Source organism: Maricaulis maris (assembly GCF_036322705.1).
GTDB classification, from domain to species: domain Bacteria; phylum Pseudomonadota; class Alphaproteobacteria; order Caulobacterales; family Maricaulaceae; genus Maricaulis; species Maricaulis maris_B.
Genome location: NZ_AP027270.1, coordinates 1,400,871 through 1,426,877, shown reverse-complemented (window position 1 = coordinate 1,426,877; position 26,007 = coordinate 1,400,871). Strand labels below are relative to the sequence as shown.

Annotated in this window: 24 protein-coding genes and 3 tRNA genes; 10 read left to right on the top strand and 17 right to left on the bottom strand. The window is 64.8% G+C overall.

Going from position 1 to position 26,007, the window contains the following annotated elements:
* The first annotated feature begins 34 nt into the window (after positions 1-34).
* A complete protein-coding gene (recG, locus tag AAA969_RS06670; protein WP_338244894.1) occupies positions 35-2,119 on the top strand; it encodes an ATP-dependent DNA helicase RecG in 2,085 nt (694 codons plus the stop codon).
* Here recG and AAA969_RS06665 read toward each other — a convergent pair.
* Entirely contained in the window at positions 2,116-2,778 is a 663-nt protein-coding gene (locus tag AAA969_RS06665) for a DUF502 domain-containing protein (protein ID WP_338244892.1), read from the bottom strand. The genes recG and AAA969_RS06665 overlap by 4 nt on opposite strands.
* A gap of 142 nt (positions 2,779-2,920) precedes the next feature.
* Here AAA969_RS06665 and AAA969_RS06660 point away from each other — a divergent pair, with 142 nt between their 5' ends.
* A complete protein-coding gene (locus AAA969_RS06660; RefSeq protein WP_338244891.1) occupies positions 2,921-4,123 on the top strand; it encodes a DUF3089 domain-containing protein in 1,203 nt (400 codons plus the stop codon).
* Positions 4,124-4,127: 4 nt separating this feature from the next.
* On the opposite strand, the gene kdsA is transcribed toward AAA969_RS06660, so the two are convergent.
* Positions 4,128-4,976: a 3-deoxy-8-phosphooctulonate synthase gene (gene kdsA, locus AAA969_RS06655; protein ID WP_338244889.1), complete on the bottom strand. Its 849-nt coding sequence runs from the start codon at positions 4,974-4,976 to the stop codon at positions 4,128-4,130.
* Positions 4,977-5,104: 128 nt separating this feature from the next.
* Between kdsA and AAA969_RS06650 the strand changes: the two genes are divergently transcribed.
* Positions 5,105-6,580: a deoxyribodipyrimidine photo-lyase gene (locus tag AAA969_RS06650; protein WP_338244887.1), complete on the top strand. Its 1,476-nt coding sequence runs from the start codon at positions 5,105-5,107 to the stop codon at positions 6,578-6,580.
* Here AAA969_RS06650 and AAA969_RS06645 read toward each other — a convergent pair.
* Entirely contained in the window at positions 6,577-7,236 is a 660-nt protein-coding gene (locus AAA969_RS06645; protein ID WP_338244885.1) for a DUF6134 family protein, read from the bottom strand. The genes AAA969_RS06650 and AAA969_RS06645 overlap by 4 nt on opposite strands.
* Positions 7,237-7,357: 121 nt before the next feature.
* On the opposite strand from AAA969_RS06645, the gene AAA969_RS06640 reads away from it, so the two are divergent.
* Genes AAA969_RS06640 through metC form a run of 3 tightly spaced genes read left to right on the top strand, consistent with a single transcriptional unit; the run spans position 7,358 to position 10,349 of the window.
* The gene (locus tag AAA969_RS06640; protein ID WP_425324994.1) at positions 7,358-8,365 is read left to right on the top strand and encodes a cysteine synthase A; all 1,008 of its coding nucleotides are present in this window, start codon (positions 7,358-7,360) and stop codon (positions 8,363-8,365) included.
* Positions 8,365-9,195: a sulfurtransferase gene (locus AAA969_RS06635; RefSeq protein WP_338244880.1), complete on the top strand. Its 831-nt coding sequence runs from the start codon at positions 8,365-8,367 to the stop codon at positions 9,193-9,195. The genes AAA969_RS06640 and AAA969_RS06635 overlap by 1 nt, the downstream gene beginning before the upstream one ends.
* The gene (gene metC / locus AAA969_RS06630) at positions 9,192-10,349 is read left to right on the top strand and encodes a cystathionine beta-lyase (protein ID WP_338244878.1); all 1,158 of its coding nucleotides are present in this window, start codon (positions 9,192-9,194) and stop codon (positions 10,347-10,349) included. Before AAA969_RS06635 ends, metC begins: the two co-directional genes overlap by 4 nt.
* A gap of 163 nt (positions 10,350-10,512) precedes the next feature.
* Here metC and AAA969_RS06625 read toward each other — a convergent pair.
* From AAA969_RS06625 to AAA969_RS06580, 10 genes are all read right to left on the bottom strand, one after another.
* A tRNA-Arg gene (locus tag AAA969_RS06625) sits at positions 10,513-10,589 on the bottom strand.
* 20 nt (positions 10,590-10,609) lie between these two features.
* On the bottom strand, positions 10,610-10,915 hold the full coding sequence (locus AAA969_RS06620) for an ETC complex I subunit (RefSeq protein WP_338244876.1): 306 nt from the start codon (positions 10,913-10,915) through the stop codon (positions 10,610-10,612).
* Between the two features lie 77 nt (positions 10,916-10,992).
* Positions 10,993-11,069, bottom strand: a tRNA-Pro gene (locus AAA969_RS06615).
* Positions 11,070-11,110: 41 nt separating this feature from the next.
* Entirely contained in the window at positions 11,111-11,680 is a 570-nt protein-coding gene (locus tag AAA969_RS06610) for a DUF192 domain-containing protein (RefSeq protein WP_338244874.1), read from the bottom strand.
* 164 nt (positions 11,681-11,844) lie between these two features.
* Complete coding sequence (locus tag AAA969_RS06605) at positions 11,845-12,333, bottom strand: cold shock domain-containing protein (RefSeq protein ID WP_338244872.1); 489 nt, start codon at positions 12,331-12,333, stop codon at positions 11,845-11,847.
* 359 nt (positions 12,334-12,692) lie between these two features.
* Entirely contained in the window at positions 12,693-13,202 is a 510-nt protein-coding gene (locus tag AAA969_RS06600) for a 6-pyruvoyl trahydropterin synthase family protein (protein ID WP_338244870.1), read from the bottom strand.
* A gap of 150 nt (positions 13,203-13,352) precedes the next feature.
* Positions 13,353-13,427: transfer RNA gene (locus tag AAA969_RS06595), tRNA-Glu, on the bottom strand.
* Positions 13,428-13,494: 67 nt separating this feature from the next.
* A complete protein-coding gene (gene recJ / locus AAA969_RS06590; protein ID WP_338244868.1) occupies positions 13,495-15,306 on the bottom strand; it encodes a single-stranded-DNA-specific exonuclease RecJ in 1,812 nt (603 codons plus the stop codon).
* A gap of 11 nt (positions 15,307-15,317) precedes the next feature.
* A complete protein-coding gene (gene glpX / locus AAA969_RS06585) occupies positions 15,318-16,274 on the bottom strand; it encodes a class II fructose-bisphosphatase (RefSeq protein ID WP_338244866.1) in 957 nt (318 codons plus the stop codon).
* 53 nt (positions 16,275-16,327) lie between these two features.
* The gene (locus tag AAA969_RS06580) at positions 16,328-16,657 is read right to left on the bottom strand and encodes a hypothetical protein (protein ID WP_338244864.1); all 330 of its coding nucleotides are present in this window, start codon (positions 16,655-16,657) and stop codon (positions 16,328-16,330) included.
* An 83-nt stretch (positions 16,658-16,740) separates the two neighbouring features.
* Between AAA969_RS06580 and phaC the strand changes: the two genes are divergently transcribed.
* Positions 16,741-18,726 (top strand): class I poly(R)-hydroxyalkanoic acid synthase, encoded by a 1,986-nt coding sequence (gene phaC / locus AAA969_RS06575; protein WP_338244862.1) that lies wholly within the window; start codon positions 16,741-16,743, stop codon positions 18,724-18,726.
* A gap of 14 nt (positions 18,727-18,740) precedes the next feature.
* Here the strand turns inward: phaC and AAA969_RS06570 are convergent, their stop codons facing one another.
* Positions 18,741-20,612 carry an ABC transporter transmembrane domain-containing protein gene (locus tag AAA969_RS06570; protein ID WP_338244859.1) on the bottom strand — a complete coding sequence of 624 codons (1,872 nt, stop codon included), beginning with the start codon at positions 20,610-20,612 and terminating at the stop codon, positions 18,741-18,743.
* A gap of 34 nt (positions 20,613-20,646) precedes the next feature.
* Entirely contained in the window at positions 20,647-21,279 is a 633-nt protein-coding gene (locus tag AAA969_RS06565; protein WP_338244856.1) for a class I SAM-dependent methyltransferase, read from the bottom strand.
* Between the two features lie 112 nt (positions 21,280-21,391).
* On the opposite strand from AAA969_RS06565, the gene AAA969_RS06560 reads away from it, so the two are divergent.
* Positions 21,392-22,303, top strand: a complete 912-nt coding sequence (locus AAA969_RS06560; protein WP_338244854.1) for a LysR family transcriptional regulator — start codon at positions 21,392-21,394, stop codon at positions 22,301-22,303.
* Positions 22,304-22,380: 77 nt separating this feature from the next.
* On the opposite strand, the gene rpsI is transcribed toward AAA969_RS06560, so the two are convergent.
* Both rpsI and rplM read right to left on the bottom strand, forming a co-directional pair.
* Positions 22,381-22,878 (bottom strand): 30S ribosomal protein S9, encoded by a 498-nt coding sequence (gene rpsI / locus AAA969_RS06555; protein ID WP_425324993.1) that lies wholly within the window; start codon positions 22,876-22,878, stop codon positions 22,381-22,383.
* 1 nt (position 22,879) lies between these two features.
* Positions 22,880-23,344 carry a 50S ribosomal protein L13 gene (rplM, locus tag AAA969_RS06550; protein WP_338244852.1) on the bottom strand — a complete coding sequence of 155 codons (465 nt, stop codon included), beginning with the start codon at positions 23,342-23,344 and terminating at the stop codon, positions 22,880-22,882.
* A gap of 238 nt (positions 23,345-23,582) precedes the next feature.
* On the opposite strand from rplM, the gene AAA969_RS06545 reads away from it, so the two are divergent.
* Both AAA969_RS06545 and AAA969_RS06540 read left to right on the top strand, forming a co-directional pair.
* The gene (locus tag AAA969_RS06545; RefSeq protein WP_338244850.1) at positions 23,583-24,998 is read left to right on the top strand and encodes an alkaline phosphatase PhoX; all 1,416 of its coding nucleotides are present in this window, start codon (positions 23,583-23,585) and stop codon (positions 24,996-24,998) included.
* Positions 24,899-25,987, top strand: coding sequence for a hypothetical protein (locus AAA969_RS06540; protein ID WP_338244848.1), 1,089 nt, complete (start codon positions 24,899-24,901; stop codon positions 25,985-25,987). The genes AAA969_RS06545 and AAA969_RS06540 overlap by 100 nt, the downstream gene beginning before the upstream one ends.
* Positions 25,988-26,007 lie beyond the last annotated feature (20 nt).

Here is a 26,007-nt window from a genome sequence, read left to right as displayed (position 1 = left end):
GGCAGCCGCACAACTTGCCGATAAGGTGCAATCCATGCGCCCAGAGATTCTCTTTCCGCTGTTCCAGGATGTGACCAAGCTGCCCGGTATCGGCCCGCGGCTGGCGACGCTCGTGGAGAAGGTCTGCGGTGGCCGCATCCGCGATGTGCTGTTCACGCCGCCGACCGGATTGGTCGACCGGACCCAGCGGGTTCACATCGCTGACGCCCCGACCGGCATGATCGCCACGCTCACGGCAACCGTCGAGACGCACATCCCGGCCCAGCGTCAGGGCCAGCCCTACAAGGTGCGCCTGCGCGACGAGACCGGGTTTCTGCATTTGATCTTTTTCCACGCCCGTCGCGATTATCTGGCCAAGCTGCTGCCCGAGGGCGAGACGCGGGTGATCTCCGGCAAGGTCGAACGCTTCGGCTCGGAGATCCAGATCGTCCACCCCGCCCTCGTGGTGACCGAGGACGAGGCGTCGGACATGGCGCTCGTCGAGCCGGTTTATCCGCTTACGGCCGGGCTCACCGCAAAGGTCATGCGGCGCGCGGTCGAGGGCGCCCTCACCTTTGTTCCCGAGCTACCGGAATGGATCCCGGGCGATCTGCGCGGGACACATGGCTGGCCGGCGTTCCGGCCGGCGGTGAAAGCCTTGCACGCTCCGCAGCAGGCGTCAGCGCTGGAAGCCGACGCCCCGGAGCGGGAACGCCTTGCCTTCGACGAGATATTCGCTCGTCAGCTGGCCCTGCAGATCGTCCGGGCCCGCCGCCGCGCCCAGCCCGGACGAGCGCTGGCCAGTGATGGCACGGCCGTCGAAGCGGTCCTCGCTGCCGCACCGTTCAAGCCGACCGGGGCCCAGCTCCGCGCCTTCAAGGAAATCCGGTCCGATCTGGGTTCCGAGGCACGCATGACCCGTTTGCTGCATGGCGATGTCGGGGCTGGCAAGACCTTTGTCGCGGCCCTTGCCGCCGCCCATGCCGCCGGTGCCGGGGTGCAGACCGCGATCATGGCACCGACCGAGATCCTCGCCCGCCAGCACGGCAAGACCCTGACCGCGATGCTGGAACCGGCCGGCCTGTCGGTTGTGGCCCTGACAGGGCGCGACAAGGGCAAGGCCCGGGCTGCCATTCTAGAGCAAATGGCCTCCGGATCGGTGGATGTCGTTTGCGGCACCCATGCCCTCTTCCAGGATGGTATCGAGTTTTCCGATCTCGGCCTGGTGGTGATCGATGAGCAGCACCGCTTTGGTGTCTCCGACCGTATGCGGCTGACCTCCAAGGGCCGCCGTCCGGACACGCTGGTGATGACCGCCACACCCATCCCGCGCACCCTGTCCCTGTCCGTCTATGGCGATCTGGACGTGTCCCGCCTCGACGAGAAACCGGCCGGACGCATCCCGCCGGATACCCGCCTGGTTTCGATGGAACGGCTCGATGAGGTGGTCGAAGGCGTGCGCCGCGCCATCGGACGCGGTGACCGGGTCTACTGGGTCTGCCCGCTGGTCGAAGAGAGCGAGATGTCCGAGCTGTCGGCAGCGGAGGACCGCTGGCGCCATTTGCGGGCCGTTCTGGGCGATGATCGCGTCGGCCTGCTGCATGGCCGCATGAAGCCGGCCGAGAAGGAAGAGATCGCGACCCGCTTCCGCGCGGGCGAGATGGATGTGCTGGTCGCGACCACCGTGATCGAGGTCGGGGTCGATGCGCCCGACGCCACGGTGATGATCATCGAGCACGCCGAGCGTTTCGGCCTCGCCCAGCTGCATCAGCTGCGTGGCCGGGTCGGGCGGGGCGACAAGCCCTCCTCCTGCCTGCTGCTCTACAAGGCGCCGCTCGGGGATACCGCGCGGGCGCGCCTGGAGATGATGCGCGAGACCGATGATGGTTTCAGGATTGCCGAGGAGGACTGGCGCCTGCGCGGTGCCGGTGACCCGCTCGGGCTGCGACAGAGCGGTCTGCCGCATTTCCGGCTCGCCGATCTCGAACAGCACTCAGCCCTGATCGAGCTGGCCAATGATCATGCCCGCCTGATCGTCCATCAGGATCCGGAGCTGAAGGGCGAAGCCGGCGAAGCCCTTCGCACCCTGCTCTACCTGTTCGACCATGACCAGGGCGTGCGCTTTCTGCGCTCGGGCTAGCCCTGCCCGGTGACTTCCGGCGGCAGGGTCGCCTTGACCTCGTCGGGCAATTTGTCCGGCGTCACCATGCCGAAAGAGATGATCAGCTTGGCCGCTTCCTCGACGGTCATATCGACATGGATCGTGTTGGAACGCGGGGTGTAGAGCAAAAAGCCGGAGGTCGGGTTGGGCGTGGTCGGGACAAACAACGCGACCACATCCTCGCTGATCTTGCGCTTCAGGTCGCCTTGGCCGTGCGCCGACACGAAGGCGACGACATAGAGCCCTTTCATCGGATATTCGATCAGCACCACTTCCTTGAAGGAATTGGCTTTTCCGGAAAACACGGTCTCCATGATCTGCTTCAGCGCGCCATAGACATTGCGCACCAGCGGCACGCCGTTGAGGATGCGGTCGCCAATCCCGAACAGGGTCCGGCCGAAAATGTTGGCCGCCAGGGCGCCGAGCGCCGTGAGCAGCAGCACCGCGATCAGCACGCCGAGGCCCGGAATGGTGAAATCGGCGGGCAGATAGGTCTCCGGATTGTAGCGGGCCGGGATCAGGGGCTTGACCACATTGTCGACGAAGCCGACGAATGACACGATCAGGTAGAAGGTCACGCCGAGGGGCGTGGCGATCACGATGCCGGTTAGGAAACTGTTGCGAAGCCAGCGAAACATGGCGATCCCGTCCAAATGACGCCCGATGGGCGTTGACACTACCCCCCGGCAGCCGGGTCAGCATAGGGTAAGGCAAATGGGTCGCCAATCACCCCGCCGCAAAGCTTGCAGGCGCGTTGAGTAACGAGGGACGTTCAAGAAGATGCTCGCGAACCCGATCACGATCGCGCGGTGGATGATTGTCGCCGGCATTGCCGGGCTGCTGGTCATTGCCGCCCTGGCGAGCTGGTTCCTGCGCGACCAGATTTTCCAGACATTCCAGGACCCGGGCGAGCCTTTCCAGACCTATACCCCGCCCCCCGGTGTCGACTATGCCGAGGCCGAAGCCTGGTATGCGACCGGCACGTTCAGCGATCGTGACGAGCCGGCCGTCTTCTTCGTGCACCCCACGACCTATTCCGGCGGCGCGAACTGGAATGCCCAGCTCGACAAGGCCAGCGCCAATCGCGCCGTGACCGAGATTGCGATGCCGAACTATGCCGCGCCCTTCGCCCGGTCGGGGGTGTTGTTCGCCCCGCGTTATCGGCAGGCCGCGCTGTACGCCTTCATGAACAATCGCGAGGACAGCGTCCAGGCACGGCTGTTTGCCTATCAGGATATCGAGCGGGCCTTCGATTCATTCCTCGAGCGGATCGGGACCGAAAGGCCGATCATTCTGGCCGGGGTTGGCCAGGGCGGGTTCCACACGCTCGGCCTCCTGCTCAACCGGGTGTCGGAAGCCCCGGCCCTGCGGGATCGCCTGGTCGCGGCTTACATCATCGACACACCGGTGCCGCTCGATCTCTTCGCCGAGGCGCTCGCCGCGACCCCGCCCTGCGAGACGCCGGAAGATGTCCGGTGCGTCTATGGTTATGGCTATGCGCAGCCGGACGAGGACGACCGGATCCGGATCCTGACGGAGCGCACGATGAGCTGGACGCCGCAGCGCGACCTGGCCTTCGTCGAAGGGCGGGGCCTGCTCTGCGTCAATCCCATTCTGGGCACGCGCTCCAGCGAATATGCCTCGGCCCGCCAGCATCGCGGCGGCGTCGCGGCCGAGGGCCTGCCCCCGGACACGACCCCGGCCCCGATCCCGGGCCAGACCGGCGCCCAGTGCGCCGATGGCATCCTGTTTGTGGACGAGCCGCGTCATCGCGATCTGCAAAGACCGCACCGGCTGGCGGAAGATTTCCGCGAGCCACCGTTCAACCTCTTCTATGAGGATCTGCGCATTGATGTGGCCCAGCGTGCCTTTGCGCTGACCAGCATCCTGCAGGAAGAGCGACGCTGGGCGCCGCCGCTTCAGATCATCGAGGAGGTCGAGGACGCGCCGGTGGTTCGGATCCCGGACCGGCGCGAATTCTGAGAGCCTAGTAGCCTTTGGCGAGAGCGTCGAATTCCAGCAGACGCTTCACCAGCGCCTCGAATTCATTCAGCGGCACCATGTTCGGGCCATCCGACGGGGCATTGTCCGGATCCGGATGGGTTTCCATGAAGACGGCGGCGACACCGATCGAGACGGCGGCGCGGGCCAGGGTCGGCACGAATTCACGCTGACCACCCGACGACGCCCCCTGTCCGCCCGGTTGTTGAACGGAGTGGGTCGCATCAAACACGACCGGCGCGCCGAACTGTGCCATGATCGGCAGGGAGCGCATGTCGGAAACCAGCGTATTGTAGCCAAAGCTCGCCCCGCGCTCGCACGCCATGATGTTGGGGTTGCCGGCTGCGGCGATCTTCTCGATCACGTTCTTCATGTCCCAGGGGGCCAGGAACTGGCCCTTCTTGACGTTGATCGGTTTGCCCGTCTGGGCGGCGGCGATCAGCAAATCGGTCTGGCGGCACAGGAAAGCCGGGATCTGGAGAATGTCGACCGCCGTCGCGGCAATGCGCGCCTGCTCTTCACTGTGGACATCGGTGAGCACCGGCAGACCGCTGGTTTCGCGGATTTCCGCGAAAACCGGCAGTGAGGCTTCAAGCCCAAGCCCACGCTGGGCGTTGATGCTGGTCCGGTTCGCCTTGTCGAAGGAGGTCTTGTAGATCAGGCCGATATTCAGGCGGTCGGCGATCTCGCGCAGCTGGGCGGAGACTTCCAGCCCGTGTTGCCGGCTTTCCAGCTGGCAAGGTCCGGCGATCATGGTCAGCTTGCGGTCATTACCGATCTCGATCGGGGACTGGCCGGGACGCGGGATGGAAATGACGGAATTGACCTGGCTCACGGGGAGTCTCCTTGTCGAAACGGACGCAGTCGCCACCGGGTGCAGTCAGGACCGACTGACACCGGAATGATCCGATATCGGGTCAGTCACGTACCGGGACAAGGCCCTTATTCAGCGGCAGGACAGGAATGGCAAGTTCAACCGCCACCGGAACGGCTCTGGTCTGGTTCCGACGGGATCTCCGCTTGAGCGATAATCCCGCGCTGCACGCGGCTGTGCGCAGCGGGCGTCCGCTTGTCTGCGTCTATATCCACGAAACCGGGACCGATACGGCGCTGGCAGCCGGTGCCGCGTCTCGCTGGTGGCTGCACCACTCCCTTGGGCGTCTTGCCGCGGCGATCAACGCGATTGGCGGCAAACTGCTATTGCGCCACGGCGAAGCCGACGCAGTTCTCCCTGCCCTGTGTGAAGAAGCCGACTGCGCCGAGGTGTTCTGGAACCGGTCCGACACGATCGCCGTCGACGCGCGGGATTGCGCGCTGGCGAGCCAGCTTGCTGATCAAGGGGTGAAGGCACGCGGTTTTCGGGCCGGAACGCTGATTGATCCGGAGACCCATCTCAATGGATCCGGCTCTGCCTACAAGGTGTTCACACCGTTCTGGAAAGCGGCCCTTCGGACCCTGGAACCGCGGACACCCCTGCCAGCTCCGACGTCCCTTGAACCGGGTCCGAACCTGCCGAGCGATACCCTAAAGGATTGGGCGCTTCTGCCGGTCGCGCCAGACTGGGCCGCCGCATTTTCTGACGACTGGACGCCCGGGGAAGCCGGCGCCCACGCCCGGCTCGATGACTTCCTTGCCGGCCCCCTGCCGGATTATCCGGTCGATCGCGACCGTCCGGACCTGGAGGGCACGTCGCGCCTCTCGCCACACCTTGCCTGGGGCGAGATCTCGCCGCGCACCATCTGGCACCGCGCGCGTGATCATGCGGACCGGGGCGGCGCCTATCAGCCCACCGAGAAATTCCTCTCTGAAGTCGGCTGGCGGGACTTTGCGATCTATCTCGCGAAACATTTCGGAGATTTCCGGAATGACAACTTCAGCCGCCAGTTCGATCACTTCCCCTGGCGCGACAATCCTGCCGGACTCGAAGCCTGGAAGCGCGGTCAGACCGGGGTGCCGATCGTTGATGCGGCCATGCGTCAGTTGTGGGCGACCGGGTGGATGCACAACCGACCCCGCATGATCGTGGCCTCCTTCCTGATCAAGCATCTGGGCGTGCACTGGCGCGACGGCATGGCCTGGTTCGAGGACACGCTGGTCGATGCCGACCTCAATGTGAACGCAGCCAGCTGGCAATGGGTCGCCGGGTCTGGCGCCGATGCGGCGCCCTATTTCCGGGTCTTCAATCCGGTCACACAAGGCGAGAAGTTCGACCCGGACGGCGCTTATGTCCGCCGCTGGGTGCCGGAATTGTCAGGGCTCAAGGGCAAGGCGATCCACGCCCCCTGGACCCAGCCGGCCGGCGTTCTGGCGATGGCCGGGGTCACTTTGGGCAAAACCTATCCCGCGCCGGTGATTGACCTGAAGCACGGCCGGGAGATGGCGCTGGACGCCTATCAGGCCATGAAGGCGGCCGCCGACGCGGCATCCCCTGACGCCTAGGCGTTGCGCAGCCGATATTGGATATTCTGGTTGTCGATGGTGAAGGCGCAGCCGACCCAGCGGCCGGTCTCGTCATACCAGAGGTCGACGGAGAGCGTACCCGTCATCCGCAAATGCCGGGCCATCACCGGGCCCGCCTCGGTCTCGACTTCGCTCATGCCCAGATCCTCGATCTCGACCGGCATCGGCTCGCCCGTCTCGGTGTTCAGAACCGCTGGCAGGCCGGCCATGTAGCCGGACCAGTGACTGGACGGTACGAGCGGGTCGATCGTCTCGCCATCCTTGACGAAACGTCCCTCGGCGTCGCGCACCAGGCTGAAACGCTGACGACGACCTTCATTCAGAGTCTCGGCGGTCATGCTGACCAGCTCGCCCTCATTCCAGACCTCCTCGGCGTCGTGCTCATAGCGGAACACGGTGACCGGTCCGAAGCCGACACGTAGCTCGATATCGATGTCGACCTCGAGCTGGCCATCCTGACGTTCCGTGAAGCGGACCGCGTGCTCACCGAAGGCCGAGCCGTTACGGTAAACATCGAAGACCACATCCCGAGGCGCTTCCGCCGCAGCGGCAGCAGTGCCGAGGACCAGCGTGACGATGGCCGAAAAAGCGGGGGCCAGATAGGCGGGGCGAAGCAGCGATGTGATTTGGGTCATGGTGAAGATACGTAGCGCTTTCGCAACCGGATTGCAGCCCTTGCCATTTTCCCTCTCATCCGCGACACCCGAAACTCGGGATCGCGGCATTCGGCCGGGATTCCAGCCAAGACCCGGAGATTTGCCCGTGCACCCTGCCCGCAGCGTTATCGACCTGATTGGCCACACCCCGCTCCTGCGCCTGAACAAGGCGTCCGACGTGACCGGCTGCGAAATCCTCGGCAAGGCCGAGTTTCTCAATCCGGGCGGGTCCATCAAGGACCGCGCGGCCCTCGGAATCATCCGGGCCGCCGAAGCCAGCGGAGCCCTACGGCCCGGCGGCACGATCGTGGAAGGCACGGCGGGCAATACCGGTATCGGCCTGGCGCTTGTCGGCGCTGCGCTGGGCTATCGGGTCGTGATCGTCTTCCCGCGCACCCAGTCGAAGGAGAAAAAGGACGCGATCCGGCTGCTCGGTGCCGAACTGATCGAGGTCGACGCCGTGCCCTATGCGAATCCGGCCCACTATGCCCGCTATTCCGGCACCCTCGCCGCCGAGCTCGACAAGACCGAGCCGAACGGCGCGATCTGGGCCAACCAGTTCGACAATGTCGCCAATCGCGATTTCCACGCGGCGACCACCGCCCAGGAAATCTGGGACCAGACCGAAGGCACGGTTGACGGTTTCATCTGCGCGGTTGGATCCGGCGGGACGCTGGGCGGCGTCTCCAACGGGCTGAAAGCCCGGCGCGAAAGCATCCAGATCGGTCTCGCCGATCCGGGCGGAGCCGCGCTCTATGGCTTCTATCACGACGGCGAACTGAAAGCGGAAGGCACCTCGATCACGGAAGGGATCGGGCAGAGCCGGATCACGGCCAATCTCGAGGGCATCAAGGTCGACCACGCCTATCGCATCAGCGACCAGGAAGCCCTGCCGATCATCTTTGACCTGACGCAGCATGACGGGCTGTGCCTGGGCGGCTCGTCCGGCGTCAATATCGCCGGGGCCATGCACCTGGCCCGTGATCTCGGACCGGGCCACACCATCGTCACGATCCTCTGCGACCACGGCGCGCGCTACCAGTCCAAACTCTACAATCCGGACTTCCTGCGCGAAAAGGGCCTGCCCGTCCCGGCCTGGCTCGACTGATGCCGGCTTCGCTGATCTCCGCAGCCGAGGCGATGGCCGCTCATGGCGAACCCGACATCGTCTTCCTCGATGGCAGCTGGACCTTTCCCGGCGGTCCGCAGCACGGCGCTGCGGGCTTCATACCGGGCAGCCGCCTGTTCGACATCGACACGGTCAAGGACCCTGCCAATCCGCTGCCGCACATGCTCCCCGATGCCGACGACTTCACCCGCCATGCCCGTGAACGCGGCCTCAATACCGATACCCGCCTGATCGTCTATGACCGCTACGGGCTGTTCAGCGCCGCCCGGGTCTGGTGGATGTTCCGGGCCATGGGCCATCGGTCCATCGCCGTGCTCGATGGCGGCCTGCCCGCCTGGATCGAGGCTGGCGGGAAGGTTTCAAAGGCGCCCGCAACGCATTGGGAACTGGGAAATTTTACCGCTCACTACCAGCCCGGACTCGTCGCCGATCGCCGCGCTGTCGAAGCCGCCATCCGTTCTGGCGACAGCCAGATCCTTGATGCCCGCGGCAAGGCCCGTTTTGCCGCCCGGGTCCCGGAACCCCGCGAGGGCATGCGCAGTGGCCACATGCCCGGCGCTCGCAACCTCCCTTTCACGAGCCTGCTGGATGAACGCGGACGCCTGATGATCGATGCCGCCCGCTTTGACGCCGCCGGGGTGGAGCGGGGCAAGCCCGTGATCACCACCTGCGGCTCTGGTGTCACCGCTTGCATTCTGTCGCTGGCGCTGGATTGTCTGGGTCAGCCATCGGCCGTCTATGATGGCTCCTGGAGCGAATGGGGCAGCCGTCCCGACACCGAGATAGAGACAGGACGCGCGACGCCATGAAGGACGAAACCAAACTCACCCGCCTCGGTCGCCCCCATGATGAGCGCGGCCAGGTCAATCCGTCCGTCGCCCGGGGCTCGACCATGCTCGCCCCGTCCGCCGCTGCGCTCTATGATTTTCCGCCCGGTCGCAAGCATTACGGCCGGGTCGGACTGGAGACCCATGATGCGCTGCGCTCGGCGCTGAGCGAGCTGCAGGGCGGCGCCGGTTGCGCCCTCACCTCGTCCGGCCTGATGGCCAACACCTTGTCCATCCTCGCCGCGACCGAAGCCGGCGGCGAAGTGCTGGCGGCCGATTGCATCTACGGACCGGTGCGCAACTTCCTGCTCAACACCTTGTCCCGCTATGGCGTGAAGACCCGCTTCTTTGCCCCGCGCATGGGCGCCGAGATTGCCGATCTCATCACCGACGACACCCAGGCCATCCTGCTTGAGAGCCCGGGCTCGCTGACCATGGAGATGCAGGACGTTCCGGCGATTGCCCGGGTCGCCCGCGAAAAAGGCGTGATCACCATTATCGACGACACCTGGAGCGCCGGCCTGACCTTCAAGCCGCTGCAGCTCGGTGTCGATTATGCCGCCCAGGCCCTGACCAAATATGTCGGCGGGCATTCAGACCTGCTGATGGGGGCTGTTGTGGCGCGCGACGAGGCCCTGTTCCAGCGCCTGCAGACCACCGAGCGTGCCTTCGGCTTTCATACCGGTCCGGACGATGCCTATCTGGCCCTGCGCGGCTTGCGCTCGATGAGCCTGCGGATGCAGCGCAGCGCGGACAGCAGCCTGGTCATCGCCGACTGGCTTGCCGCGCGTCACGAGGTCGGAGCCATCCGCCATCCGGCTCGGACAGACCACCCCGATCATGCCATCTACGCCCGCGACTTCACCGGCGCCTGCGGCCTGTTCGCGTTTGAAGTGCCCGGCTGGGACATTGCGACGTCGGAACGCTTCCTCGATGCACTGGAGCTGATCGGCATGGGCTTTTCCTGGGGCGGCTTCGAAAGCCTCGCCATCCATTGCGACCCGCAGCTCAAGCGCACCAAGACCGCGCACAAGCATGACGGCGCCCTGATCCGTCTCTCGATCGGCATGGAAGCCCCGGAAGACCTGATCGCGGACCTGGAGCGCGGGTTTGCAGCGGTCGCCGCCGCACGCTGAGCAAACGCCAGCGACAGGCGCACGGTGACCTGCCGTCAGGTCCGCCAAATCCGGCCCCCGCAGGGTCCGCACTCACCGCCGCGCGTCAGGCGGTCAGCCCGCCCCATCGGCGGGGTTCGCGCAGCGAACTGCCATGAGAGAAAAAACCGGCTGACAAAGAAACTGGCGCTTCCGGCAGGACTCGAACCTGCAACCATCCGCTTAGAAGGCGGGCGCTCTATCCGGTTGAGCTACGGAAGCGGAAATCGGGCGCGGTGGCGCTAGTGCGACCAGGGCTGCTTGCGGTCAGCCGAGAAATTGTCGGCATAGGACTTGGCGTAGCGCTTGGGCTCTTGCGGCTCGACGAGCTGGAACGGGATGCCCTGGCGCTTGGCATAGGCGATCGCTTCGTCCTGGCTTTCAAAGTTCAGCTTGATCTGGCCGCGCATGTCGGACGAGGACGTCCAGCCCATCAGCGGCTCGGGACGCTTGGCCATCTCCGGCGAGAATTCGAGCACCCATCTCTTGCTCTTGCCACGACCGGATTGCATTGCAGTGCGCGCGGGACGGTAGATCTTCGCGAACATTCGCCTCTCCCAATCAAATCCTCGACAAGCCCGGCAGGGCTCGGCTCAAATTGTTTCCGTTTGAGCATCCGGAAAACTGGTCGGGGCGGCAAGATTCGAACTTGCGACCCTTCGCTCCCAAAGCGAATGCGCTACCAGACTGCGCCACGCCCCGACTGACTGCCCTTATGTAAGCGCTTCCCGCTTAAGGCAAGCCTACTGCGCCTCCTCCGGCGCTTCCTGTGCAGCGTCCATGTCCGGCTCGGTCAGTTCGGCGGCTGCTTCCTCGGGGAAGAAGGGGTGATAGACGCGGTCGCCAGGCCGCAGCCCCATGGCGATGGCCTGGCCAGCGCCCAGCTCGATCACGCCCGAGACCGTCGCTTCGGACGACAGGCTGCGCCGCGATTCGGCCTGGGCGTAAGCGATGATCTTCACGATGCGGCCGGCCTCGTTGACATAGAGGATATCAAGATCGACCAGCGTATTGCGCATCCACATGGAGGCCGGCTCGGCCGGGACGTACTGGAACAGCATGCCGGTGCCCGGCTCGATACTATCACGCCACATCAGGCCGCGCTGCTGCTGCTCCGGCGTGGCGGCGATTTCCGCCATGATCACATGCTCATCGCCCGTGGCGGTGACGAAGCGCACAGGCTCGGGGCCACCGAAACTGATCGCGGCGTCCTGCGCGGTCGGGTCCGAGACGATTGGGGATGCGGCTTGCTGCGCCGAAACAGCGGCAGCAAGGCCAAGAGCCAGAAGGCTGGAAAGGATCAGGGTTCGCATGCCGCGAAGCTAGCCGCGCGTCCGGGATGGTGCAACGGGCAAACGCAAGCTGCCCTGACCCCGGACAATCGGCCGGATCGTCGGCCCGGATCGTCGGCCCGGATCGTCGGCCCGGATCGTCGGCCCGGATCGTCGGCCCGGGTCATCGACAAGAAGACCCGAGGTCAGCTTGAGCCGGCGACCTTGATCTCGGCAGCCAGCGCTCCCTTGGGACCTTCGACACAGCGCACGTCGAGCCGGTCACCTGGCTGAATGTCCTCGAAGCCGGCGCGGCGCAGGGTCGCGGCGTGCAGGAACACATCGCCCTCGACAGCATCACAGGTGACGAAACCATAGCCACGCAAGGCGTCGAACCACTTCACCACCGCCGGATTGAACGGTGCGCTGGAGACGGCATAGGGATGAAAACGGCGTGGGCGGGCTTCGGCTTCGGTATCACCGCCGCTCATTTCAACCAGCTCGACGGCCTGACGGCCCTTGTCACCCTGGACGGCCTTGCAGATCACCTTGGCGTTGGGAAGCGCCGGCCCCTGTCCGAACCGTCTGAGACAACTGGCATGCAGGAGGATGTCTCCCTGCCCGTCGATTGCATCAATAAACCCGTAGCCCCGAGCCGGATCATACCATTTCACCCGGCCTTCGAGCTCAAGCATCTCTGTGTCTTCAAAGACTTCGTGAGCCAAAACCATTCTGTCACTCGCTTAAACAACCCTCAGGCGAATGATTGTTACACAAAGCGGGAAGTTAAGAGAAGGTGAATCGGGAAACTGCTCGCCGCATATTTTATCAAGATGTTGTTCTTGCGATAAGTTCTCAGGACAACAACCACAACATTTAGTGTTTCGAAGCTGAGCGCCACGCAACCTGATGCGGTCCAGATGAAATTTCGGTAATACTGAGATTTCTCGCGTGAGGGGAATTTTCAGCTGTCATTGAGACCCTGAAATGTCCGAAAATGACGCTGAGTGCGGCGCTCGATCCGGCCATCAGCGGCCGACAGGTCAGCTCCAGCTCAGCTCCGGGCCAGCTCTGCCTGCAGGCGTTCCGCAGCGGCGAGCTGCTCGACCGCAGCGGACGAGCGGTAAATGGCGGAGTTGGAGGCGTGTTCGGAGCATTCCACCGACTCAACCCAGCACCGGCCACCGGTCGCCGCTGCCACGATTTCGGAGGCCTTGTGGAAGGCCAGTTCGGCCATCCGCTCACAGCTGGTCCCCTCGACAATACGGACGCGGGCCAGTCCCTGCTCACCCAAGGCCTCGAGGACCGGTCGCTGGGGATCATCGGCGGCGACCAGCAAGGTGTGGTCAAACATGTCGTGGAGCCAGTCCTTGATCGGACCGAAGCCGCCCTTGCCGAAATCCAGAACCCAGCCGCGCTTGTCGAGCTGTTCGGCGGCGAAGACGAAATTGAAACCGAAGGAATAGCCGTGCAGCAGCGCGCAATGGCTGTCGGCAGCCCATTGCCGCGAGCAGCAGGACAGGCCGCGCTCATTGCCGTAGGATTTGGTGGACAGATGGGCCATGCCCTGGTTCTCCGGTTCGCAATTCGGTGTGGGCCTATAGCCTGCAGGCCGCGCCGACGCAAACCCGCCCCGCCGACAGCATCACGACAACCCGCCCGGCAGCGCGATGCGCCCGGGCGTTCGAAGCCATCCGTATGGGGAGAAACATCGTGGCAGTCCCTAGGGGAATCGAACCCCTCTTTCCAGGTTGAAAACCTGGCGTCCTAACCGATAGACGAAGGGACCGCAGCGATGTGAGGGCCGTCGTATAGAAAAGCCTGAGCGACCTTGCAAGCGGGATTTCTGCAAAATCTCATTCAGCAGCAGTCGCCAGATCTTCCAAGTGCAGCTGGACCCGCTCGCGGCCCTGCCAGGTGTCGAGCTTGAGCCGGCCAAACGCGTGATACAGGTCGGGTCCGGCCGCCAGCAAAGCCTCTCCCAGAGGCGTGTCTGCACAGCGAAAACTGATCCCGTCCACGCGTCGGCCGTCAAGATCACTCAAGGTAAAGCGGACATGGTCGGTGCCCACGCGCTTGGCAAAACTGACCCGCATGCGCGGCAGGACAAAACGCGGCTCGGCATTGCCCTGGCCGAAAGGCCCGGCCCGCTCGAGCATATGGGCCAGCTCGGGGGTGATGCCCGAGGCCGAGAGGACCCCGTCTGCCTTCAGCGCCATGTCATCGGCGGCGGCGGCCAGTTCAGGCGCGAGCCGCGCGTCGAGAAAGGCCACAAGTTCGGTGATCCGGTCGGGATCGACACTCAGCCCGCCGGCCATGGCGTGCCCGCCGCCCGATATCAGGAGGCCGGCCTCACGCGCGGCGGCGATGGCGCCGCCAAGATTGACCCCGGGGACCGAGCGTCCGGAGCCCTTGCCGATCGGCGGACTCGCTGTTCGGTCGATCCCGATCACGATCACCGGCTTGTCGAATCGCTCCTTGAGACGGCCGGCAACAACGCCGATCACCCCGGGATGCCAGCCCTCGCCCGCAGCCACCAGAATCGCGCGGTCACTGGCTTGCGCTGTGAGCTGGGCTGTGGCGGCGTCGAGAACGTCGGCCTCGATGCCCCGCCGTTCGGCATTGAGCGCGTCCAGCTCCCCCGCAATACGCCGCGCGAGGGCTTCATCCTGCGTCGTCAGCAAGGTCGCGCCCAGATCGGACTTTCCGACCCGGCCGCCGGCATTGATGCGCGGGCCGATCAGAAACCCGGCATGATAGGTGGTGGCCTCGCCTTCGACACCCGACGTCTCGGCCAGACAGCGCAGGCCGAGATGTCGCCAGCCACTCATCGCCTTGAGACCCTGGGCGGTGATGGCCCGATTGATCCCGGTCAGAGGCACGACATCGCAAATCGTGCCGAGGGCCGCCAGGTCGATCCAATCGAGCAGGCTCGGCTCATTGTCGGCAGTGATGGTGCCGCGGCGCCGGCCTTCCCGGTTGAGGGCGGCGAGAAAGATGAAGGTGACGCCGGCGGCCGCCAGATGTCCGCAGCCGGAGTGATCATCGGGCCGATTCGGATTGACCAGGGCGGCGGCCGGCGGCATCGCATCGTCCATCAGGTGATGGTCGATCACGATCACGTCGAGGCCGATCCCGGCGGCATGGGCCAGCGCTGCATGGGCTGCGGCGCCACAATCGACAGTGATCACCAGCTCGGCCCCGCGCTGCTGCAAGGTCTCGAAGGCGGCGCCGGAGGGGCCATAGCCCTCCTCGATCCGGTCCGGCACATAGATCTCGGCGCTGCGGCCGAAATGCCGGAAATAGCGGATCAGCTGAGCCGCGGATGTCGCGCCGTCGACATCATAATCGGCAAACACCGCCATCGGGCGATCCGCCTCGATCGCGTCCCAGACCAGACCGGCGGCCTTGTCCATGTCGGCAAAGTCGGACGGATCGGGAAAACTGTCGCGCAGCCGCGGTGTCAGGAAACCCGCCGCGGCGTCGGCGCTGATGTCCCGACCGGCCATCACGCGGGCCAGTGCGTCGGGAATGCCTTGTTGCCGCGCGATCGTGACGACTGCGGTCTCGTCCGCGGCGCGCAGGCGCCAGCGCTTGCCACAAAGCGAACGGCTCACCCCCAGAAGTGGAGGTGAGCCGATGTTTTCAGTCAGCGCTTCATCAAGCATGGCACCATCAATCAGCTCGCCGGTCGGGCCGACCGGATACGGCGGATCGAATGATCGGCTGAGTCGAGCAAAAGCGTATGGGTGTGGACCATGCCGCCTTCGGTGCGGACGCCGTCAACCAGATCACCGTCGGTCACGCCCGCCGCCACGAAGAGGCAATGGCTGGCGGCCAGCTCGGCGACATCATATTTGCGATCGAGATCGGTCACGCCGACACGGGCCGCACGGGCACGCTCGTCATCATTGCGGAAAACCAGGCGCGCCTGCATCTGGCCGCCAATGCAGCGCAGGGCCGAGGCCAGCAGCACGCCTTCAGGCGCCCCGCCCTGGCCGATATACATGTCGACGCCGGCGCCGAGGCCAGCCGTTCCCATGCCGCCGGCAACATCGCCATCGGGGATCAGACGGATGCGCCCGCCCGCGGCCTTGACGCCGTCCATGATCGGCTGATGGCGCTCGCGTTCGAGAATGCAGACGGTGATCGCCGAGGTGTCGACGCCCTTGGCTTTCGCCAGGTTGCGGACATTCTCCTCGGCCGACGCATCAAGGTCGACAACCGCGGCCGGCAGGCCCGGGCCAACAGCGATCTTGTCCATATAGGTATCGGGTGCATGCAGCAGGCCGCCGCGCAGTGCGAAGGAGACCAGGACCAGCGCATTGGCCTGCCCCTTGGCGGTCAGGGACGTGCCTTCAAGCGGGTCGAGGGCAATGTCGATCTCGGGACCTTCACCGGTGCCGACTTCTTCACCGATGAACAGCATCGGGGCTTCATCACGCTCGCCCTCGCCGATCACGATCCGACCGCGCATCGGCATCGCATTGAGCCCGGTCCGCAGCGCATCCACAGCGGCCTGGTCTGCAAGTTCCTTCTCGCCGCGGCCAATCCAGCCGGAGGCCGCCACAGCAGCACTTTCGGCCGCACGAACAGCCTGGAAGGCCAGATTGGTCAGGGCTTGCGTATCGCTCATCTCGTCGTCCTCAAATCCCTGGCCGGCAGTCCCATGACCAGGTCGGTTGTCTGTTATTGTTGCGGCGGCTGGGTCCGCGTCTGACCGTCCGCCAAAAAGTCTGTCGCCGACCCACGCTGGTTGTCCGCCTCGAGCCGATTGGCGTCCGCTTCCATTTCGGCCTTCTGGACCATCAGTCGGCGGGCCGCTTCGTCCATGGCCGCAGCCTCACCGGCCGGCAAGGATGTTACCGGTATCACTGCTGGTGCACTGCGTCCATTCTCGGCACTCTGAAGCCGGTCCTCGACCCAGTCCGGATTGTCAGTATTCGGGCCCGGCATGTCGATCACGGCGCAGCCGCTGACCAAGAGGGTGATGGACAGGGCGATCAGGACATGTTGCATGAGATCTCCTCGCGCTGGACGCGCGTCGCGCTTTCTATACGCTGATGAGGGTCTGAGTCACCCGTTGATAACAAGGGATAATCATGAGCGAGAAAACGGGAAAGGGCAAAAGCGATCCGGCCCAGTTTGACTGGGCGAACCTGTCCGGGAAAGAACTCGAGACGCTCGAGCACCTGTCGCGCAACCTGATGCAAACCTCGCTAAAGTCCCAGCGATTGATGTCCGACGTCATGCGCAAGGCGCTGGAGGGCGACCCCGTCCTGCCAAACGCCGACCCGTTTCACTCCGCCCCCGAATTCCAGGAAGTCTGGAACAAGATCGCCGGCCAACCGGATCTGATGATGCGGGCCCAGGCCGATCTGATGAAAGGCTATATCGATCTCTGGTCGAACACGACCAAGCGGATGATGGGCGGCCCCGCCGACTCCAAGCCGGCGATCGAGCCGGAGCCCGGCGACAAGCGCTGGCGCTCCGCCGACTGGTCGGAAAACCCCGTCTTCGACGCGCTCAAGCAGTCCTACCTGCTGAACCAGCATTTCATGATGGGTCTGGTTGGCAGTGTCGACGGCGTTGACGAACGCACCAAGCGCAAGGTCGAATTCCTGACCCGGATGATGACCGATGCCCTGTCGCCGACCAATTTCGCGCTGACCAATCCGGACGTGCTGCGGGAGACCATGCAGAGCCAGGGCGAGAACCTCACCCAAGGACTCGAAAACCTCATCGACGACCTGATGGCCGGCGATGGCCGCCTCGCCCTCAGCCAGACCGACATGAACGGCTTCGAGGTCGGCAAGGACATGGCCACCGCCCCGGGCGAGGTCGTGTTCGAAAATGACCTGATGGAGCTGATCCAGTACGCGCCGGCGACCGAGACCGTGAAGGCACGCCCGCTGCTGATTGCCCCGCCCTGGATCAACAAGTTCTACATCATGGACCTGCGCGAGAAGAATTCCATGATCCGCTGGCTGACCCAGCAAGGCTTCACGGTTTTCCTGATTTCCTGGGTCAATCCGGGTCCGGAACTGAAGGACAAGACCTTCGAGGACTACATGCATGAGGGCCTGTTCGCGGCCCTGCATGCGATCGAGGCGGCGACCGGCGAGACGTCGGTCAACGCGGTCGGCTATTGCGTCGCCGGCACGCTGTTGTCGTCTGCCCTCGCCTGGCTTGAAGCGGAAGGCCAGTCCGACCGCATCGCCTCGGCGACCTTCTTTGCCGCGCAGTCGGACTTCGAGAAGGCCGGCGACCTGCTGATCTTCATCGATGATATCTGGCTCAAGGAAATCGAGCGCATCATGGACAGCCAGGGCGGTGTGCTCGACGGCCGCTCTATGGCCGACACCTTCAACCTGCTGCGCTCCAATGATCTGGTCTGGTCCTTCGTGGTCAACAACTATCTGCTCGGCCGCCAGCCCCAGGCGTTCGACCTGCTGTTCTGGAATGCTGACCAGACCCGCATGCCCAAGGCGCTGCACCTCTGGTATCTCGATAATTTCTACAAGAATAACCGTCTCGCAAAGGGTGAGCTGGAGATGGGCGGGCACCGGCTCGACCTCGGCGCCGTGAAGACCCCCGTCTACATTCAGGCGTCACGGGACGACCACATCGCCCCCTACCCCTCAGTCTACCGCGCAGCCCGCCTCTATGGCGGCGAGGCTCGTTTCATGATGGCCGGATCGGGACATATTGCCGGTGTGATCAATCATCCCGATGCCAAGAAATACCAGTACTGGACCAATGACGCGCTGCCCGAGACCGTCGAGGCCTGGATCGACGGCGCCGTCGAGCATCCCGGCTCCTGGTGGGGCGACTGGCGCGACTGGCTGTACGCCCGCTCCGGCGAGGATGTCCCGGCCCGCACGCCGGGCGACGGCAAGCTCAAACTGATCCGCAAGGCGCCGGGCCGAAACGTGATGGTGCGCAGCGACGACGCTGACACAGCCAAGCCCGGGGCGAAGGCGAAGGCCAAGTCTGAAGCCTCGCCCAAGCCCGAGGCCAAATCCACGCCCAAGCCAAAGGCCAAGCCGAAAACCAAGTCCAAACCCAAGGCTGACAGGAGCGCTTGAGCCGCGCCACGGGGTCAGGTCCCGGCGAATTGCAGCGCGACGTAGCGGGCGTAGAGGCCGCCGCGCGCCATCAGCGCGTCATGCGTGCCCTGGTCCACGATCCGGCCGTCTTCCATGACGATGATCCGGTCGGCGGTGCGGACCGTGGCCAGGCGATGGGCGATCACCAGCGTGGTCCGGTCACGGGCCAGCCGCTCGACGGCGGCCTGGATCAGATGCTCGCTCTCCGAATCGAGGGCACTCGTCGCCTCATCCAGCAGCAGCACCGGGGCGTCGCGCAGAATGGCGCGGGCAATCGCGATCCGCTGACGCTGCCCGCCCGACAGGGTCGAGGCCCGCTCCCCGAGCGGCGTCGCATAGCCGTCCGGCAGGGCCATGATGAACTCATGCGCGTTGGCCGCCTTGGCTGCCGCAACAATCTCGGCCTCGCCGACGTCCGGGCGGCCGAAACGAATATTGTCGGCGACACTGCCGGAAAAGAGCGGCGCGTTCTGCTGCACGATAGCCAGTGACTGCCGCAGGCCTTCGATGTCCAGGCTGCGCAAGTCGGCGCCATCCAGCGTGATGCGCCCGCTCGCCGGGTCGTAGAAGCGCAGCATCAGCTGGAACAGGGTACTCTTGCCGGCCCCGGATGGACCGACAATCGCGACAGTTTCACCGGCCTCGACGGTCAGCGTGATAGCGTCGAGAACCGTCTCGTCCGGACGGGCCGGATAGGCAAAGACCACGTCTTCAAAGCGGATCGCGCCACGCACCGGCTGGGCAGGCGCTGCCGCCCCTGCGTCGGTCGCCAGGGCGCCGCGCGCGGCCAGCAATTCCATCAGGCGCTCGGTGGCTCCGGCGGCCCGCATCACCTCGCTATAGGTCTCGGTCAGCATGCCGACCCCACTGACGGCGACAAAGGCGTACATCACGAACTGGGTCATCGCCCCGGCCGTCATCGCCCCGGTCTGGACCTGGACTGCGCCGAACCACAACACCGCGATCAACCCGCTCAGGATGACCGAGAAGATCACCGCCGTCATGACGGCACGGACCTGGATCCGTCGCATGGCAGCCTGGAAAGTGGTTTCGACCGCAGCACTGAACCGGCCCGCCTCCTCACGCTCACGGGTAAAGGCCTGGACCGTCTCGATCGCCTGCAGGGTCTCGCCGGCACGGGCCGAGGCATCGGCCAGATTGTCCTGGCTGGTCCGCGACAGCCGCTGCACCCGGCGTCCGAACAGCACCACGGGCAGCAGGATGACCGGTCCGAGGGCGAGAACCAGGAGCGCCAGCTGCCAGTTGACCACCACCATCAGCAACAGTGCGCCAGTGGTCGTTGCGACGGTCCGCAACGCCACCGAGACCGAGGAGCCCACCACCGTCTGGATCAGCGTGGTGTCAGTGGTCAGCCGCGACAGGACTTCACCGGTCCGCGTGTGCACGTAAAAGCCGGGATCGAGGGTCAGGAGGTGACTGAACACGTCCTCCCGCAGGTCGGCGACGACACGCTCGCCAAGCCGGCTGATGAAGTAGTAGCGGAAGGCGCTGGCCAGGCCCAGAAGACCGGCGACGGCGATGCCGGCGAGAAAATAGGCGCCCAGCCCGCCACCACTGGCGATCAGGTCACACCCTGCCTGGGCACTGCCACTCTGGAAACCGCAATCGACCACCAGACGGAAGGCTGCCGGCAGGATCAGGGTCAGCGCCGAAGCCAGTACCAGGAAGATGACAAAGGCCGCCAGCAAACCGGGATAGCGCGTCACATAGGGCACCAGCCGGCGCAGCGGCCGGGCCGATTTCGCTCTTTCGCGATGCGCCCGGTCGCGCTCCATCTCGGCCGCAAAACCGGATCCGCGGGCCTCGTCGGCGGCGGCGTCAGCAGCGGACTGGGTCTGGGTCATTCGATCACTTTCCTGGCGGTGCGGCCGTCGGACGCTACGCGGCGGTAGCCGGTTTGCGCGCGACAATGAAGAGCGCTCCGGATGCCTTGGGTCGCCAGTCATAGTCAATCTCGAAGCCGGCCGCTGCAATCTCGCGCCGTAGCCGGTCGCCGCTGAACGCCTTGACCAGCGGGAAGGCACCAAACAGGCGGCCGATAGGCAGGATGGGGACCATGAACCAGTAGCCGTCGAGCAGGCAGGCGGTGCTGGTGATGAAGATACCGCCGGGCTTGAGCATCGCCCTCGCCCTGTCCATCGCGGCCTCGCGATCATCGAGCAGGTGCAGGATGCTCATGCCGAGGACGATATCAAAACTCCCCTCCGCGGCCTCCAGTGACGCGAAATCTGCCTGCTGGTAGGTGATGTTATCAATCCCCTCGGCACGACCGCGGTCTGCGGCGATCCGCAGCATCTCACCGGAGATATCCGTCGCGAGGATGGAGCCAACAGACCCTGCGAGGCGGCGGGCGGTCCCGCCGGTGCCACACCCGAACTCGAGCACCCGCGCTTCGGACGAGCCATACTCACGGATCTTGCCGAGCTTGTGCTCCCAGGCCTCGACGTCAGCGATCGGCTGGTTCGAGTATTTTTCAGCGATTTTGTCCCACCAGCGGGTCGCGTTGGTCATGGTATCGGTCTCCGGTTGGCGACCGCCCTGTGCGATCCGCCACGAATTGGTTTTGCCATACTTGGAGCGAAGATAAATTGCGCCGATACGGACATCTGATATACGCAAATAAATGAAATGGAACGCCATTGCCTTCGACTGGAACCAGATCCGCGCCTTCCTCGCGACCATTGAGGAAGGCTCGTTTTCCGGCGCCGCGCGGGCCCTTGGTCAGACCCAGCCGACACTGAGTCGCCAGATCGCGGCCTTGGAAGCGGACCTGGGGATCACCCTGTTCGAGCGCAACCGCCGCGCCACGCGACCAACGAGCGCCGCGCTCGAACTGGTCGAGCATGTCCGCTCGATGGGGGAAGCCGCCCAGCGTATCTCGCTGACGGCCTCCGGACAATCGAGTGCCATTGAAGGGCTGGTGACCGTCACCGCGACCAATATCACCGCCTCATACTATCTGCCGCCGATCATCAAGCGCATTCGCGAGGAAGCGCCGGGCATCCGTCTCGAAATCATAGCCTCCAATGAATTGCAGGATCTGCAAAAACGTGAGGCCGATATTGCGATCCGCCACGCCCGGCCGGAACAGCCCGATCTCATCGCCCGCCGGGTCAGCGAAACAACCGGTCATCTCTATGCCCATCCCGACTATCTCGACCGGGTCGGGCGGCCGGTCAGCCTCGACGATGTCAACCGGCTCGACTTCATCGGCTTCGAGCAGAATGGGCGGGTCATCGATTACCTCAACGCGCTCGGCCTCCAGCTGACGCTGGACAATTTCACGATCAGTTGCGGCAGCAGCAGCGTCCATCACGCACTGGCGATGCAGGGTCTCGGCGTCACCCTGATGACGCGTGACTGGATCGAACACTACTCGACCCTGGAACAGGTCTGGCCATCCCTGCCAGCGATTCCGGTCGAAACCTGGCTGGTCACCCATCGCGAGCTCAACACCAGCCGCCGCATCCGCCTGGTCTTCGACATGATCGCGGAAGGCCTGGCCGAGCAGGCCCGGGCCCGCCCGCGGCTGTAAATCGCCTGTAACCGGACAAACAAAAACGGGCGGTGCCAGTGGCACCGCCCGTCTTGTTGTCTGTACGTTCTTAAAGCTTAGCGCTTCGAGAACTGGAAGGAGCGGCGGGCCTTGGCCTTGCCGTACTTCTTACGCTCGACGACGCGGCTGTCGCGGGTCAGGAAGCCACCGGCCTTCAGGACCGGGCGCAGGCCCGGTTCGAACAGCTGGAGGGCCTTGGAGATGCCGTGACGCACAGCACCGGCCTGGCCGGACAGACCACCACCGGTGACGGTGGCGAAAACGTCGAACTCATTGACGCGTTCAGCGGCTTCCAGCGGCTGCTGAAGCAGCATGCGCAGGACCGGACGGGCAAAGTATTGCTCCTGGTCCTTGCCGTTGACGACAATCTTGCCATTGCCGCGCTTGATCCAGACGCGGGCGACCGCGTTCTTGCGCTTGCCAGTGGCATAGGAACGGCCATGCTCATCAATCTTGGGCTCAGCCGGAACGGACTCGTCAGCCACCACGGTGCCGGCGTCGGCTTCCTTGATGACGTCTTTGAGGTCTTCGAGCGAGCGGGCTTCGTCTGACATATCAGCCTCGCGTATTCTTGGAGTTCATGGACTTGAAATCGACCACTTCCGGCTGTTGGGCCTCGTGCTTGTGATCGGGACCGGCGTAGACACGCAGGTTCGAGAACTGCTGACGCGCCAGCGGGCTGTCTTTCGGCAGCATGCGCAGCACGGCCTTCTCGACAACGCGCTCCGGGAAACGTCCGTCCAGCAGCTTGGCCGGGCTGGTTTCCTTGATCCCACCCGGGTGACCGGTGTGGTGATAGTAACGCTTGTCGTCGCGCTTCTTGCCGGTGAAGACGACCTTCTCGGCATTCACGATGATGATGTTGTCGCCCATGTCGACATGGGGAGTGTAGTCCGGACGATGCTTGCCGCGCAGGCGGGTGGCGACGTAGGCAGCGAGGCGACCGACAACGGCACCCTCTGCGTCGATCACGACCCACTTTTTGACGACATCCGCCGGTTTAACGGAGATGGTTTTCATAATAATCCTGCCTCAGGCCTGATGGCTCGGGTTGAATTCGATGGCGCCGTTTAGGGGTGATTTTCAGTCCGGTCAAGCGTGTGCCGAATTCTGACTGCATTTTTATACACCTAGCGATGCGGTTAAATAATACCGCATAGTGCAGAAGCGTCATGGCTTCGTCGTGAAGTCGATGTAGGTAATGGCCAAACCAACCACCTGCCCAGAGCCTTTTGGCCAGAGCCCTTTGGAGCGCTCCATGTCCCTGTCCCGTCGTCACTTCCTGCGCAACAGCGCGGCAACCACCCTGGCCTTCTCCGGCCTGTCCGTTCTGGCCGCGTGTCAGAGCCGTACCCCGGACGGACAAGGCTATTTCAACCAGGTTGACGTGCTCGGTGATCTGCAGGCCGATCCGCAAGGCCTGTTCGATCTGCCGCGCGGCTTCAGCTATGACGTCATCTCCACAGCGGGTCAGCCGATGAGTGACGGGCTCGTCGTCCCCGGTGACTTTGACGGCATGGCCTGTTTCCAGAAAGCCGATGGCCGCATTGTCCTGGTCCGCAATCACGAACTGCGCATCGGCGATGCCGAGAAGACGCCCTTCGGCCTCGACAATGCCGGGCTGGATCTGATCGATCGTTCGCGCGTTCACGACTGGGACGAGAACGGCAATCCGCATATCGGCGGCACCAGCCACATTGTTCTCGATCCCGAGACGCTGGCGGTGGAAGACGAATATCTCTCGCTGGTCGGCACGATCAATAATTGCGCCGGCGGTCCGACGCCGTGGGGCAGCTGGCTGACCTGCGAGGAGACCGAAACCAATGCCGGTCCGGATGCCGGCGTCGAGCACGGCTATGTCTTCGAAGTGCCCGCCGAGGCCACGGGCCTGGTGGAGCCGGTGCCGCTCAAGGCAATGGGCCGCTTCCGCCACGAGGCGGTGGCCATCGATCCGCGCACGCTGATCGCCTACGAGACCGAGGACCAGTATGGGCGCGCCCTGTTCTACCGCTTCCTGCCGAACGTTCCCGGGCAACTGGTCGAGGGCGGCCAGCTCCAGGCGCTTGCCGTGCGGGGCCGTCCGGGCCTGGACGTCCGCAACTGGGAGGGCACCTCCATCCAGCCGGGCGAGTGGGTCGATGTCGAATGGGTCGACCTTGATGATCCCGAAGCCCCCAATGCCGACCTTGCTGCTCGCGGCATCGCCGCCGGGGCGGCTCACTTCACCCGTGGCGAGGGCATCTGGTGGGGTGAGAATGAATGCTATTTCGCCTGTACCGATGGCGGCCCCGAGCATCTCGGCCAGATCTGGCGCTACCAGCCAAGCCCGGCTGAGGGCGAGGCCGGCGAAGCCGCATCGCCAGGGCGCCTCCAGCTGTTCTTCGAGAGCAGCGACGCCGCCGTCATGGACAAGTGCGACAATCTCTGTGTCGCCCCTTGGGGTGACCTGATCGTGGTCGAGGACGGTGATGAGGACCAGTACATCCGCGGCGTGACGCCCAACGGAGAGGTGTATACGATTGGTCGTAACGCGGCCTCCGGGCCCGACGGTCAAAAAAGCGAGATTTGCGGTCCATGTTTCAGTCCCGACGGTTCGACCCTGTTTTTCAACGTACAGCGCTATCCCGGCCGCACCTTCGCGGTTCGCGGTCCCTGGCCCGCGCGCTCGTCCTAGGCGGCTCGCTGCTGGCGCTCGCCGCCTGCAGCCCGGCCACCGAGGACAGTAGCCCGGATACGGCGATCGCCAATCCGGAGGGTCCGGTCGAACTCCTGGTCACCGCCGCCTTCACCGCTGTTGAGGGCGGTGGCGGTCCGGTCGGCTTCCTGCCTGACAGCCAGGCCCCGTCGCTCGGCTTCATCCTTTCGGCTCCGCGCGAGGGCGGGATCGATATCTTTGATCTCGACGGCATGCTGAAAACCCGTCACGCCGGCGAACGTCTGACCGGCCTCGCCGCCGCACCCGATTTCGAGCTCCGGGGCGAGACCCTGCCGCTCATCTTCGGCGCCGCCAGCGACAGCAATGCCGTGCGCGGCTATGCGGTGGTTCGCGATGGCGCCCAGATCCTCGACCTGCCGCTTGGCGATATCGAGCCGATTGATGGCGTCTCCGGCCTGTGCCTGATGCGCGAGGGCGCCGGGTTCGTCGAGCTGGTCGTTCTGGGCACCGGCGCACGCGCAGAAATCTGGCGTGTCCGAGATGCCGGCGAGGACCAGCTCAGTGTCGAGCGCATCCGCGACTTCCCGCTGCCCGATCCGGCCCGCCAGTGTGCCACCTTTGACGGCGACATCTACACCGCCAGCCCGGCCGGCGGCCTCGCCCGCCTGACCGGAGACGGCACTCTGATCGCGGAAGCGCCCTACCCGGCCGCAAGCCTGACCATCGGCGAGTTCAACGGAACCCGCCTTGTGCTGGCCACCAATGGCAATGCCGAGACCGTCCAGACCTTCGACGCAGGCACGCTCGAGGCGGGACTGTCGCTGGATATCATCGACGGTCTCTCGACCCAGGGCGTGCAAGTGCCGGCTGCCCTCTCGGTGACCGATGCCGATTACGGTTACACCGCCTATGCCAACGGCCTGCTGGTCGTCTTCGACAGCGGTGCCGGCCGTCTCAAGGTCGTTTCGCGCGATGCCCTGACCCGGGCGGTTGTGACGGCGGACTGATACCGGCCAAGGTCTGTGAC